Genomic DNA, 12,541 nt, shown 5'->3' with positions numbered 1-12,541 from the left:
AAGTGTTACGGCATATTGCTCCGCTCTGGCGAGACATTTCGCAGTGATAATCTGCGTCCGTTCCTTGCACCAACTTCCCTAAATCCTACATAGCTCCGTCGGAGCCGAGCGAGTTGCCCGCGCGCGGGACCGCTGTGCCGCGCATTGCAGAAAAGGAGTCGTCCGCCATGCATGCCATTGCTTTCATCCAGGATCTTGCCGTGATCATGCTGGTCGCGGGCATGGTGACCATCCTTTTCCACCGGTTCAAACAACCGGTGGTGCTGGGCTACATCGTTGCCGGCTTCATCATCGGGCCGCACACGCCACCCTTCGAGCTGATCCACGACGAGGACACCATCAAGACCCTCGCCGAGCTCGGGGTGATCTTCCTGATGTTCTGCCTGGGGCTCGAGTTCAGCCTGGGCAAGTTGTTCAAGGTCGGTGCCACGGCCTTCATCGCCGCGTTCCTGGAAATCGTGCTGATGATCTGGATCGGCTACGAGATCGGCAGCTACTTCGGCTGGAGCACCATGGATTCGCTGTTCCTCGGCGCGATCCTGGCCATCTCGTCCACCACTATCATCGTCAAGGCACTCAGCGACCTGAAGCTGAAGAACGAGCGCTTCGCCCAGCTCATCTTCGGCGTGCTGATCGTCGAAGACATCCTCGGTATCGGCATCATCGCGCTGCTTTCGGGCATCGCGGTGAGCGGCTCGGTGGAAACCGGCGAGGTGTTCGCCACCGTCGGCAAGCTCAGCCTGTTCATGATCGTTGCGCTGGTCGTTGGCATCCTGTTGGTGCCGCGCCTCCTCTCTTACGTGGCGAAGTTCGAGAGCAACGAGATGCTGCTGGTGACCGTGCTGGGCCTGTGCTTCGGCTTCTGCCTACTGGTGGTGAAGCTGGAATACAGCATGGTGCTGGGCGCCTTCCTGATCGGCGCGATCATGGCCGAATCGCGCCAGCTGGTGCAGATCGAGCGGCTGATCGAACCTGTACGCGACATGTTCAGCGCGATCTTCTTCGTCGCCATCGGCCTGCTGATCGACCCCAAGGTGCTGGTCGAGTACGCCTGGCCCATCGTCGTCATCACGCTGGCGGTGGTACTGGGCAAGATGATCTCCTGCGGCCTCGGCGCCTTCATCGCCGGCAATGACGGCCGCACCTCGCTGCGGGTCGGCATGGGCCTGTCGCAGATCGGCGAGTTCTCGTTCATCATCGCCGCGCTCGGCATCACCCTTCAGGTAACCAGCGACTTCCTGTACCCCGTGGCGGTGGCCGTGTCGGCCATCACCACCCTGCTGACGCCCTACCTCATCCGCGCCGCCGACCCGCTCTCGATCAAGCTGGCCAAGGTCATGCCGGAGCCCGTGGTACGAGTCTTCGGTTTGTATGGAGAGTGGCTGCGCAGCATCCAGCCGCAGGGCCAGAGTGCGGTGCTGGCGGGGATGATCCGCAAGATCCTGCTGCAGGTGATGGTCAACCTGGCATTGGTGGTGGCCATCTTCCTCGGCATCGCCTACTTCGCCGGCACCCTGGCCGAGTACCTGAGCGCCTGGCTGACTTCTCCCAACCCGCAGAAGGCACTGATCTGGGGCGGTGCGCTGTTGCTCTCGCTGCCTTTCCTGATCGCCGCCTACCGCAAGCTCAAGGCGCTTTCCATGCTGCTGGCGGAGATGGGCGTGAGCCCGGACAAGGCCGGGCGCCACACCGAACGGGTGCGCAAGGTAATCGCCGAAGTGATCCCGCTGCTTTCGCTGCTGGGCATCATGCTGCTGCTGATGGCGCTGTCGGCGAGCATCCTGCCGACGCTGGAACTGCTGGTGCTGATCGGCCTGCTGGCGGCGGGCGTCAGCGCGCTGCTCTGGCGCTGGCTGATCCGCGTGCATTCACGGATGCAGATCGCCCTCATGGAGACGCTGGAGCAGAGCCAGGACCAGCACCACCGCTGATGGGGCATCTTCCGCGCATTCGACGCTGACCGTAGGGTGCGCTGTGCGCACCGCGTGCGGTATCGGTGGCTGGTGCGCACGGCGCACCCTACAGACTGAGCCGCCGTTCCGACGCAGGAATCAGTTGGCCAGCCAGACGTCTCGCGCCCAGTGCCACACCGAGTCCCAGCTTTCGTCGGTGAGCTCGCCCTCGTCGCCGTCCCACAGGACGACTTCGCCTTCGCCGTCGACCAGGTAGTAGTCGCGACCGTCCTGGCAGAGGGGCACCAGGTCGCGCGGTACGCCCAGGTCCCAGGCGACGGCAGCGACTTCCGGCAGGTAGGTGTGGGATTGCGGGTCGGTGGCGGTCACCGGTTCCAGGCGGCCATAGACCACGTCGCTGACCTTGAGCAGGAACTCGCGCAACTCGAAGGGCAGGTTGATCAGCAACTGCTCCTCGATCTCCACCAGCAGTTCCTCGTCAGGAAGCTCCAGGGGAACCGGCACCGGCTCGTTGAGTTCGCGCAGCTGTTCGATCACTTCTTCCATGGCGGCAGGCCCTCATGCATTGGGATGCGCTTTATACAGTAGCCGCATGGGCGGGAAAATCGCGCGTTCGATGAGCGAAGGTTTCCACCAGACAGTTCGCCCCGCCAGCCTTATCCTCGATTCTTTGCCAAGGAGCCCGTCATGGCGATCACCTGGACCTGTAAGCACCACAGCGAACTCGACGCCCACGAGGTCTACGCCTTCCTTGCGCTGCGTTGCCAGGTATTCGTCGTGGAGCAGAAATGCCCCTACCTGGATGTCGATGGCCAGGACCTCGAAGCCGATACCTGCCATGTGATGGCCTGGGAAGACGGTCAGTTGCTGGCGTACCTGCGCCTGTTGGACCCGTCGACCCAGGATGGCGACGTGGTGATCGGGCGCGTGGTCAGCGCCGCCGAAGCGCGCGGTCGCGGCCTTGGCCACGGGCTGATGGAGCGGGCCGTGAACGAGGCCGGAAAGCGCTGGCCGGGGATGCCTGTATATCTCTCGGCTCAAGCTCATCTGCAGGCCTATTACGGCCGCTACGGGTTCTCCCCAGTAACCGAGGTGTATCTGGACGATGGCATTCCCCACATCGGCATGCGTCGTGCTTAGGCCCAAGACTGCTTTGCAGTGCCCGGCTCAGCACCAACCGCTTTATTCCCACCGGGATGAGGTGGCTAAACTTTGTGCACCATGCGGCTTCCTAGGGCAGCCGCCAACACCCTGGCTATCCACAGGAGGTGCATCATGCGAATGGCCGCAACCCTGCAGCGCAGCCTGGAAAGTACCCACACCCAATTCGACCTGGTGCCGCACCCTCACTCGGCCACGAGCCTGGAGTCGGCGCGCGTCGCCAATATCCCCGCCGAACGCTTGGCCAAGCCGGTGATCCTGGACGACCGCCAGGGCCACTTCCTCATGGCGGTGGTTCCCTCCAGCCGACACCTGGACGTGGGCAAGGTGCGCAAGGACTCGAGGATCTGGCAACTCACCCACGAAGCCGACCTGGCCCGTCTATTCACGGACTGCGAACTGGGCGCCGTACCGGCACTCGGCGAACCCTACGGCATGAACATGCTGGTGGACCCGCAACTGACGCGGCAGAAGGACATCTACCTGGAGGCCGGCGACCACGAAAACCTCGTGCACATGCGAATGGATGACTACCTGAAGTTGGTGCCGCATGCCGAAGTCTGCGAGCTCTGCCACTAAGGGCGATGATTTGCTGCGCGTCGGGCTCGTGAAATCATGAAGAAGCTCAAGGGCGTTCGACCGCCCATTCCGCCCCCCTTCTGGTTCCGCCGCTCCCTGGCGCGTCGGCGCTGGCGCAGGGGTGGCGGTCGCCATCAGTGAAAAGAAAAACCCGGGACAAGCCCGGGGTTTTTCATTGCAGCTGCGATCAGTTCTGACGGATGCCCGCCACCAGCCAGGGCTGGTTGTCGCCGTTGACGCGCTCCATGCGCCAGCTTTCGCTGAACACTTCGCCCTGGTCGAAACGCGAGGACTTGGAGACGCCGTTGAAGGTCAGGGTGGCGACGGTCTTGTCGGCCAGTTCATCAATACCATCCAGCTGTACCTGGAGGTTGTCGATGTAGGTGGACTGGTAGGCGTCGCCCAGGCTGGCGCGCTCTTCCTTCAGGAAGCTCAGCATCTGCGGGGTGACGAACTCGGCGATCTTGTCCATCTCGGCCGCGTCCCAGTGCTGTTGCAGGGCCAGGAAGTGTTCGCGACCGGCTTCAATGAAGCGCTGCTCGTTGAACCAGCTCGGGGCGTTGAAGGCCGGCTGGGCGACCGGCGCGGCACTGCCGAAGATCGGCGACTGCTGCTGCGGCATCTGCGGCATTTCGCGCTGGAACGGCGCATGGCCGCCGGCCATGGCAGGACGGCCCTGCTGCTGGGCGCGTTTGCGCGATGCGAGGAAGCGGAAGATCAGGAAGGCGATCAGGCCGATGATCAGGAAGTCGAAGATCTGCATGCCGTCGAAGCCGTCGCCCATGAACATCGAGGCGAGCAGGCCACCGGCGGCGATGCCGGCCAGCGGGCCAAGCCAGCGGGAAGCACCGCTCGCGGCGGCGGCGGGTTTGCCGGCTGCAGCAGGGGCGGCGGCGTTCGGCGCTTGCTGGGCGGGAGCTGCCTGGCGGGTCTGGTGGGTCGGCGCGGAGCCGAAGGACTTGCCGCCACCCATACGCTTGGCGGCGTTGACATCCAGGCTCAGCGTCAGGCCGACGCAGAGGGCCAGGGCAATACTGAGAAATCGGCGCATCAGAGGCTTCTCTTGGTTATGAATCTACGCGCGCCATGCTGCACAGTCGTTCGGGCAATGGCTAGGGGCAGAGTGTTTCGGGATTTTGTCGTACAGCTCTGTCGGCCCTTTCCGGGGATGCCGTTCATCTGCGGAGCAGGAATACCAGCGGGCCGCAGCGCAACTGACGACGCAACAGGGCGCGCAGATCGGCTTCGTCTTCCAGGGGATGGCGTAGCCAGTGAATGAAGGTGCGCAAGTAGGCACCGGTGAGCAGGCTTTCCTCGGCGATGCGACACAGGTGCAGGGTTTCCCGCTGCGCCGCCTCGCGCCACCACTGCACCGTGCGGCTGACCCGCAGCAGGCCCAGCACCTGAAGGTGGATATGCCCGGGCTCCAGCTTGTAGAGCAGCATCTGCCCGGTTACCGAGCGATGGGGTGCCAGCGCGCCCAGCCAGGCCATGAGCAGTTCCTCCAGGCGCCGCTCCGCGCTCAGGGCCGCCAGGTCGCCGCCCTTGCTGCGCTCCAGCAAGGTTTGGTCGGCGCGGTCGAACCAGGCCTCTACAAGGTCATCCTTCTGTTGATAGTGCTTGGCGATGGCATCGAGGCTGATGCCGAGTTCGTTGGCCACCTCGAACAGGTGCAATCGTTCCCAGCCACTGGTATCGGCCAGGTTCAGGGCGCAATCGAGTATTTGCTGGGCGCTTGGCGAGCGGGGCATGGACTTACCTCCGCCAGTGAGTATGGCCAAGCGAACGGCGGCGGCGGGGGCATCGGACGGGCGGAGAGTCCGTGGAGGTTCACAGCCTGTGGGAGCGAATTCATTCGCGAATGAATTCGCTCCCACAGAACAGGGGGCAGGAGGGTGTCCCGGTCAGAGCGGCTGTAGCTTGGCGTACGCCAGCATCAGCCACTTGCTGCCTTCGCTCTCGAACTTCACCTGGACCCGGGCCTGGGCGCCGGCGCCTTCGAAGTTGAGGATGGTGCCCTCGCCGAAGAGTGCGTGCTGCACACGCTGACCCAGGGAAAAGGGCGTTTCCGGCACGGCGGCGCCATCGAAGATGGAGCCGTGGCGGCTACCGCTCCCCATGGGACGGCTGATGCTGTTGTTCAGGCGCACTTCGCGGATCAGCTGCGGCGGCACTTCGCGGACGAAGCGCGAGACCTTGTTATAGGTCTCGCTGCCGTAGAGTCGGCGGGTTTCGGCGTAGGTCATGACCAGCCGCTGCATGGCGCGGGTAACGCCGACATAGGCCAGGCGGCGTTCCTCCTCCAGGCGGGTCGGGTCTTCCATGCTCATCTTGTGCGGGAACAGGCCTTCTTCCATGCCCACCAGGAACACCAGGGGGAATTCCAGTCCCTTGGCGCTGTGCAGGGTCATCAGCTGCACGCTGTCCTCGAAGGCGTCGGCCTGGGTTTCCCCGGCCTCCAGCGAGGCATGGCTGAGGAAGGCCTGCAACGGTGTCAGGTCGTCTTCGGGCTCTTCGTTCTCGAAGGCGCGGGCGGCGCTGACCAGTTCCTCCAGGTTTTCCACCCGGGCCTGGCCTTTCTCGCCCTTCTCGTCCTTGTGGTACGCCACCAGGCCGCTCTGCTCGATGACTGTCTGGGTCATCAGGTGCAGGGGCATGTCCAGGCACTTCGCGGTCAGGTTCTCGATCAGCTCCATGAAGGCCGCCAAGGCGCTGGAGGCGCGACCGGCCAGGGCCTTGTTGGCGATCATCAGGCGCATCGCTTCCCACATCGAGACGTCGTTGACGCGGGAGAACTCGCGGATGCTTTCCACGGTTTTCTCGCCGATGCCGCGCGCCGGGACGTTGATCACCCGTTCCAGCGCCGCATCGTTGCCACGACCGTCGAGCAGGCGCAGGTACGCCATGGCGTTCTTGATTTCGGCGCGTTCGAAGAAGCGCTGACCGCCATAGATGCGGTAGGGAATCTTCTCGCGCAGCAGGGCCTCTTCCAGCACCCGCGACTGGGCGTTGGAGCGATAGAGGATGGCGATTTCGCTGCGAGACATGCCGTCTTTCAACGCGCTCTCGATGCTTTCCACCACATAGCGGGCTTCGTCGTGCTCGTTGAACGCGGCGTAGAGGCCGATGGGTTCGCCGTCTTCACCCTCGGTCCAGAGTTCCTTGCCCAGACGTCCCTGGTTGTTGGCGATCAGGGCGTTGGCGGCCTTGAGGATGCCCGCGGTGGAGCGGTAGTTCTGCTCCAGGCGAATCACCTCGGTATCCGGGAAATCACTGGAGAATTGCTGGATGTTCTCGATCCGCGCACCGCGCCAGCCATAGATCGACTGGTCGTCGTCACCCACCACCATCAGGCTCTGGCCACCTTTGGCGAGCAGGCGCAGCCAGGCGTACTGCACGGCGTTGGTGTCCTGGAACTCGTCCACCAGCACATGACGGAAGCGCCGCTGATAGTGCTCCAGCAGGCTCGGGCGGTCGCGCCAGAGATCGAGGGCGCGCAGCAGCAGCTCGGAGAAGTCGATCACGCCGGTGCGTGCGCAGGCCGCTTCGTAGGCTTCGTAGATCTTCAGCATGTTGCCGAGGAACAGGTCACCGCCGGCCTGGATGTGTTGTGGACGGATGCCATCGTCCTTCTGCCCATTGATGAACCACTGGGCCTGGCGTGCCGGCCAGCGTTGCTCATCGAGGCCGAGGTCGCGGATCACGCGCTTGACCAGGCGCTGCTGGTCGTCGCTGTCGAGAATCTGGAAGTTCTCGGCCAAGCCGGCTTCCTGCCAGTGCGCACGCAGCAGGCGATGCGCCAGGCCGTGGAAGGTGCCGACCCACATGCCCGCCGGGTTTATCCCCAGCAGTTGCTCGATGCGCTGGCGCATTTCAGCCGCGGCCTTGTTGGTGAAGGTCACCGACAGGATCGAGTGCGGCGAGGCCTGCTCGACCTGGATCAGCCAGGCGATGCGGTGCACCAGCACACGGGTCTTGCCGGAACCGGCGCCGGCAAGCACCAGTTGACGCCCCAGCGAGGCCGCTACGGCCTGGCGTTGAGCATCGTTGAGGGAGTTCAGAAGGAGGGAGAGATCGTCATGCATCGCGGCATTCTAGGGGCGCGGCTGGGGGAGGGCAAACCGATGACTGGACGGTCAGCCGGATGGTCGCCGATCCCCGCCCTGGAGACCCGCCGAAAGTTGGGCGACGCTCATCCGGAACCTCGCACATAAAGCTATTGCAGCGACTCACCGCTCGGGTAAGCTCCGGGCTCGCTTAGGCAGACCACTACAAAAAAGCGCCTATGACCGCCAATTCAATGCCCGCCGACCAGGCGTCATTCCTGGTCGACAGCCGCGAGATCCGCCAGCAGTTCGCGACCGACATTGCGGCCGAACGAACGCGCCTCCTTTATCAGGGCTCCCAGGTCCCGACCCTGTTCATGCTGCTCAACGGCGTTGCCTGCGCCTACCTGCTGTGGGGCACGGGCAACAGCCTGCTGCTCGGCGTCTGGCTGGTCTGGCTGGTGCTGCTGGCCGTCCTGCGCCTGACCCAGGTGGCCGCCTTCAACAAGGCGCTGCCGTCGAAGCAGGCCTGTCCGCGCTGGCGCCACGCCTTCCTGCTGGGGGCCGGTGCGTCCGGCCTGACCCTGGCGTTCGCCGCCGTGGCGCTGGTGCCCCCGGACGCATTCCTGACCCAGGCGCTGGTCTACGGGTTGATCGCCGCGGCGATCCTCTCCGCCAGCGTCGCCTATGCCGTCAGTCTTTCTGCCTTCCTCACCTTCGCCTTGCCATGCCTGTTGCCGTCCATTACCTGGCTGCTGCTGGGGGATACCTCGCTGCTGCGCGGCTGGGGCGTGCTGGGCGTGATACTGGCTGCGTCGCTCATGGTGGTGGCCTGGCAGATCAACCGGCTGGTGCAGCGCAGCCTCCTGCAGCGGTTCCAGAACCAGGCGCTGATTGCCCATCTGGAAGAAGCCAAGACCCGTGCCGAGGGCCTCAACGGGGAACTGGCCCGCGAAGTGGAACAGCGCCGCCGGGCCGAGCGTGAGCTGCGCCGCGCCCATGGTGAACTGGAGATGCGCGTGGCCCAGCGCACCCTGGAGCTGGCCGATGCCAGCCATGCGCTGGTCAAGAGCGAGGCGCGCCTGGCCCTGGCTCTGGAAGCCAGCGAACTGGGCCTGTGGGACTGGAACCTGGAAACCGACGAAGTCCACCACACGCAGCTCAAGGCGATCTTCGGCATCGACGCGGACGACGTGACCCGCGTCCTGAGCGACCTGAAGCCGCGCCTGCACCCCGACGACCTGCCGCTGCTGCGTCGCGCCCTGGTGGAACATATGAAGGGCCGCACGGACGGCTACGCCATCGACTACCGGGTGCGCCACAACGACGGCCACTGGGTCTGGGTGGAAGACCGCGGCCGCGTGGTGGAACGCGATGAAGGCGGCACGGTGCTGCGCATGCTGGGCACCCGTCGCGATGTCACCGCGCGCAAGCACCAGGACGAGGAACAGCGCCTGGCGGCCACGGTATTCGAGGCGGCCAGCGAGGGCATCGTCATCCTCGATCCTGACTACCGGGTGATCCAGGCCAACGAAGCCTTCAGCCAGGTCACCGGCTATCGCCAGGATGAGGTAATCGGTCGCAGCGTCGCCACGCTGATCGGTAACCGCGAAGCCCGTCGCCGCTATTACCTGATCCGCGAAGAGCTGGAACAGAGCGGCAGCTGGCAGGGCGAGCTGATGGACACGCGCAAGAGCGGCGAGCTCTATCCGCAATGGCTGCAACTCAACGTGGTGCGCGACTCCCGGGGCAACGTCAGCCACATCGTCGGCTTCTTCGCCGACCTCACCTCCCGCCGGGAGGCCGAGGAGCGCCTGCGTTACCTGTCCAACTATGACGAACTCACCGGACTGGCCAACCGCACCCTGTTCAAGGACCGCCTGCACGAGGCCAGCCAGCGCGCCCGGCAGAGTGGCCGCAGCCTGGCCCTGCTGCACATCGACCTGGATCGCTTCAAGGTGCTCAACGACAGCCTCGGCCATGAAGTGGCCGACCAGCTGCTGCGCCAGGTCAGTCGCCGCCTGACCCAGGCAGTGCCGGAAGCCGACACCATCGCGCGCCTGTCCGGTGACGAGTTCGCGGTGATCCTCGACGCCTACGGCAGCCTTTCCAGCCTGGCGCGCCAGGCCAGCCGACTGCTCGGCAAGCTGCGCATGCCGATCACCGTGGGAGGCCATGAGCTGGTCATCAGCGGCTCACTGGGCATCAGCCTGCTCCCGGACAACGCCCGCGACATTTCCGCCCTGATCAGCCAGGCCAACATGGCCATGCAACATGCCAAGCACCTGGGCGGCAACACCTTCCAGTTCTTCACCGACAACCTCCAGGCCTGCACCCTGGAGCGCCTGCAGCTGGAAAACCAGTTGCGCAAGGCCATCGAGGAAGGCCAGCTGGAGGTCTTCTACCAGCCCAAGCTGGGTCTGGCCGACAACAGCCTGAATGCCGCCGAGGCGCTGGTGCGCTGGCGCCATCCGCAGCAGGGGCTGGTGCCGCCGGGAGACTTCATCGGGCTGGCCGAGGAGACCGGGTTGATCGCACCCATCGGCGAATTCGTGCTGCGCCAGGCCTGTCAGCAGGCCCGCGAATGGCAACGCCAGGGGCTGGCCGACATAAGGGTTTCGGTGAACCTGTCGATGCACCAGTTGCGCCAGGGCAACCTCGTCAGCCTGGTACGCCAGGTGCTGGAGGAAACCGGCCTGCAGGCGCGCCTGCTGGAGCTGGAACTGACCGAAAGCCATCTGCTGGAGAACGTCGAGAACGTCATCGCCACCTTCCACCAACTGCGCCAGCTGGGCGTGAAACTGGCCATCGACGACTTCGGCACCGGCTATTCGTCCCTGAGTTACCTCAAGCGTTTCCCGGTGGACTACGTGAAGATCGACCAGACCTTCATCCGCGACCTCTCCGCCGGCAGCGAGGATGCCGCCATTACCCGCGCGATCATCGCCATGGCCCACAGCCTGGAACTGATGGTGGTAGCCGAGGGCGTGGAGAACCAGGAGCAGCTGAACTTCCTGCGCAGCCAACGTTGCGATGAAATCCAGGGATACCTGATCAGCCCGCCGGTGGAAGCGCCGCAGTTCGTGCGACTGCTCAGGGAACAGGCAACGGCGCTCTGGCACTGAGGCCGGCGCGCGGGCGGATTCGCCCAATTTGTAGGGTGGATGTCGCCTTTTACATCCACCAGCGGAGTCGGCCGCAACGTCGATGGTGGACCGGTGAGGCGTGGTCCACCCTACGGGACAGCTCGCGAAGCTCGATACCTCGGCGTTTCGCGAGCAGAGCTCGCTCCTACGGTTAGGCGCTTGCGGCGGTACGGCTATTGCCAGTGCTGAACCAGCGCAACAACAGCGCGTTTTCCAGGGGCAGGTCCGTCGGCAGTGGCAGGTACAGGGTATGGCCGTCACCCGGCGCCACCGCCTTGCGCTCGCCGAAGCGGTTTTCCAGGGTGTCCAGCCTGAAATCCACATTGCCTTGCGGCGTCATGAGTTGCAGGCGGTCGCCGACGGCGAAATGGTTCTTCACACGCACTTCCGCGAGGCCCTGGCGAACCACTCCGGTCAGCTCACCGACAAACTGCTGGCGCTCGGCAAGGGAGTAGCCGTGCTCGTAGTTCTGGTACTCGTCATGCACGTGGCGGCGCAGGAAGCCTTCGGTGTAGCCGCGGTTGGCCAGGGATTCGAGGTCGTCCATCAGTGCGCGGTCGAAGGGCCTTCCCGCACAGGCGTCGTCGATGGCCTTGCGATAGGCCTGGGCGGTGCGTGCCACATAAAAGTGCGACTTGGTGCGGCCCTCGATCTTCAGTGAATGCACGCCCATCTGCAGCAAGCGTTCCACGTGGTGCACGGCGCGCAGGTCCTTGGAATTCATGATGTAGGTGCCGTGTTCGTCCTCCCAGGCGGACATCAGTTCGCCCGGGCGATTGGCCTCTTCCAACAGGACCAGTTGCTCGCTCGGCGCGCCGCAACCCAGCGTGGGCACCAACTGGCCCACTTCATTCTCCTGCGCCGGTTTCGCGCTGTATTGCCAGCGGCAGGCATTGGTGCAGGTGCCCTGGTTGGGGTCGCGGTGGTTGAGGTAGCCCGAGAGCAGGCAGCGGCCGGAGTAGGCCATGCACAGGGCGCCGTGGACGAAGACTTCCAGCTCCATGCCCGGCACTTGCTGGCGGATTTCGCCGATCTCTTCCAGCGAGAGTTCGCGGGACAGGATCACCCGGCTCAGCCCCTGCTGTTGCCAGAACTTCACGCTCGCCCAGTTCACTGCGTTGGCCTGCACCGAGAGGTGGATGGGCATCTGCGGGAAGTGCTCGCGCACCAGCATGATCAGCCCGGGATCGGACATGATCAGCGCATCGGGTCCCATGGCGATGACCGGCTCAAGGTCCTTGAGGAAGGTGCGCAGCTTGGCGTTGTGCGGGGCGATGTTCACCACCACGTAGAAACGTTTGCCGGCGGCATGCGCCTCGGCGATGCCGAGGGCCAGGTTGGCGTGGTCGAACTCGTTGTTGCGAACCCGCAGGCTGTAGCGCGGCTGGCCGGCGTAGACGGCGTCGGCGCCGTAGGCGAAGGCATAACGCATGGCCTTGAGGGTACCGGCGGGGGAGAGCAGTTCGGGGCTGTGCATGGCGCGGCTCGCGGAGGCAGGGGCGAAGGACGCGCGATTTTAGGGAGGGGGCGAGTGGGGTTTATTGCTCTGGAGCAATGCGCAACACCGGATGTCGCCCTCGTGAGGGCGGAGGTCGTATTCGGTAGGGTGCGCTGCGCGCACCGGAAGGCCAGCGCCAGGGCACCTGGTGCGCACGGTGTTCAGCCGGGATACATGGGTAACGCCTGTCGGGGGACA

Annotated in this window: 9 protein-coding genes; 4 read left to right on the top strand and 5 right to left on the bottom strand. The window is 64.7% G+C overall.

The window, feature by feature from the left end; translation table 11 throughout:
* The first annotated feature begins 167 nt into the window (after positions 1 to 167).
* Complete coding sequence (locus MnOB_RS26220; protein WP_077527466.1) at positions 168 to 1,931, top strand: cation:proton antiporter; 1,764 nt, start codon at positions 168 to 170, stop codon at positions 1,929 to 1,931.
* A 120-nt stretch (positions 1,932 to 2,051) separates the two neighbouring features.
* Here the strand turns inward: MnOB_RS26220 and MnOB_RS26215 are convergent, their stop codons facing one another.
* A complete protein-coding gene (locus MnOB_RS26215; protein ID WP_077527465.1) occupies positions 2,052 to 2,459 on the bottom strand; it encodes an SMI1/KNR4 family protein in 408 nt (135 codons plus the stop codon).
* A 141-nt stretch (positions 2,460 to 2,600) separates the two neighbouring features.
* Here MnOB_RS26215 and MnOB_RS26210 point away from each other — a divergent pair, with 141 nt between their 5' ends.
* The gene (locus MnOB_RS26210; RefSeq protein ID WP_077527464.1) at positions 2,601 to 3,053 is read left to right on the top strand and encodes a GNAT family N-acetyltransferase; all 453 of its coding nucleotides are present in this window, start codon (positions 2,601 to 2,603) and stop codon (positions 3,051 to 3,053) included.
* Between the two features lie 135 nt (positions 3,054 to 3,188).
* The gene (locus MnOB_RS26205; protein WP_077527463.1) at positions 3,189 to 3,653 is read left to right on the top strand and encodes an aminoacyl-tRNA deacylase; all 465 of its coding nucleotides are present in this window, start codon (positions 3,189 to 3,191) and stop codon (positions 3,651 to 3,653) included.
* A 187-nt stretch (positions 3,654 to 3,840) separates the two neighbouring features.
* Here the strand turns inward: MnOB_RS26205 and MnOB_RS26200 are convergent, their stop codons facing one another.
* The 3 genes from MnOB_RS26200 to uvrD form a co-directional block, all read right to left on the bottom strand.
* Positions 3,841 to 4,704, bottom strand: a complete 864-nt coding sequence (locus MnOB_RS26200) for a Tim44 domain-containing protein (RefSeq protein WP_077527462.1) — start codon at positions 4,702 to 4,704, stop codon at positions 3,841 to 3,843.
* Between the two features lie 124 nt (positions 4,705 to 4,828).
* Positions 4,829 to 5,404 carry a TetR/AcrR family transcriptional regulator gene (locus MnOB_RS26195; RefSeq protein ID WP_077527461.1) on the bottom strand — a complete coding sequence of 192 codons (576 nt, stop codon included), beginning with the start codon at positions 5,402 to 5,404 and terminating at the stop codon, positions 4,829 to 4,831.
* A 153-nt stretch (positions 5,405 to 5,557) separates the two neighbouring features.
* On the bottom strand, positions 5,558 to 7,738 hold the full coding sequence (gene uvrD, locus MnOB_RS26190; protein WP_077527460.1) for a DNA helicase II: 2,181 nt from the start codon (positions 7,736 to 7,738) through the stop codon (positions 5,558 to 5,560).
* A 215-nt stretch (positions 7,739 to 7,953) separates the two neighbouring features.
* Between uvrD and MnOB_RS26185 the strand changes: the two genes are divergently transcribed.
* Positions 7,954 to 10,824 carry a putative bifunctional diguanylate cyclase/phosphodiesterase gene (locus tag MnOB_RS26185; protein WP_107504139.1) on the top strand — a complete coding sequence of 957 codons (2,871 nt, stop codon included), beginning with the start codon at positions 7,954 to 7,956 and terminating at the stop codon, positions 10,822 to 10,824.
* A gap of 172 nt (positions 10,825 to 10,996) precedes the next feature.
* On the opposite strand, the gene trhP is transcribed toward MnOB_RS26185, so the two are convergent.
* The gene (gene trhP, locus MnOB_RS26180) at positions 10,997 to 12,322 is read right to left on the bottom strand and encodes a prephenate-dependent tRNA uridine(34) hydroxylase TrhP (RefSeq protein ID WP_077527458.1); all 1,326 of its coding nucleotides are present in this window, start codon (positions 12,320 to 12,322) and stop codon (positions 10,997 to 10,999) included.
* Positions 12,323 to 12,541 lie beyond the last annotated feature (219 nt).

Source organism: Metapseudomonas resinovorans (assembly GCF_002003485.1).
GTDB lineage: Bacteria > Pseudomonadota > Gammaproteobacteria > Pseudomonadales > Pseudomonadaceae > Metapseudomonas > Metapseudomonas resinovorans_D.
The sequence above is the reverse complement of the archived record's forward strand: the minus strand, read 5'-3'. Positions and strand labels throughout refer to the sequence as shown.

Coding starts and splice junctions, on each gene's coding strand:
- MnOB_RS26215 (WP_077527465.1), bottom strand. CDS start 2,459: ATGGAAGAAGTGATCGAACAGCTGCGCGAACTCAACGAGCCGGTGCCG.
- uvrD (WP_077527460.1), bottom strand. CDS start 7,738: ATGCATGACGATCTCTCCCTCCTTCTGAACTCCCTCAACGATGCTCAA.
- MnOB_RS26205 (WP_077527463.1), top strand. CDS start 3,189: ATGCGAATGGCCGCAACCCTGCAGCGCAGCCTGGAAAGTACCCACACC.
- MnOB_RS26210 (WP_077527464.1), top strand. CDS start 2,601: ATGGCGATCACCTGGACCTGTAAGCACCACAGCGAACTCGACGCCCAC.
- MnOB_RS26185 (WP_107504139.1), top strand. CDS start 7,954: ATGCCCGCCGACCAGGCGTCATTCCTGGTCGACAGCCGCGAGATCCGC.
- MnOB_RS26200 (WP_077527462.1), bottom strand. CDS start 4,704: ATGCGCCGATTTCTCAGTATTGCCCTGGCCCTCTGCGTCGGCCTGACG.
- MnOB_RS26220 (WP_077527466.1), top strand. CDS start 168: ATGCATGCCATTGCTTTCATCCAGGATCTTGCCGTGATCATGCTGGTC.
- trhP (WP_077527458.1), bottom strand. CDS start 12,322: ATGCACAGCCCCGAACTGCTCTCCCCCGCCGGTACCCTCAAGGCCATG.
- MnOB_RS26195 (WP_077527461.1), bottom strand. CDS start 5,404: ATGCCCCGCTCGCCAAGCGCCCAGCAAATACTCGATTGCGCCCTGAAC.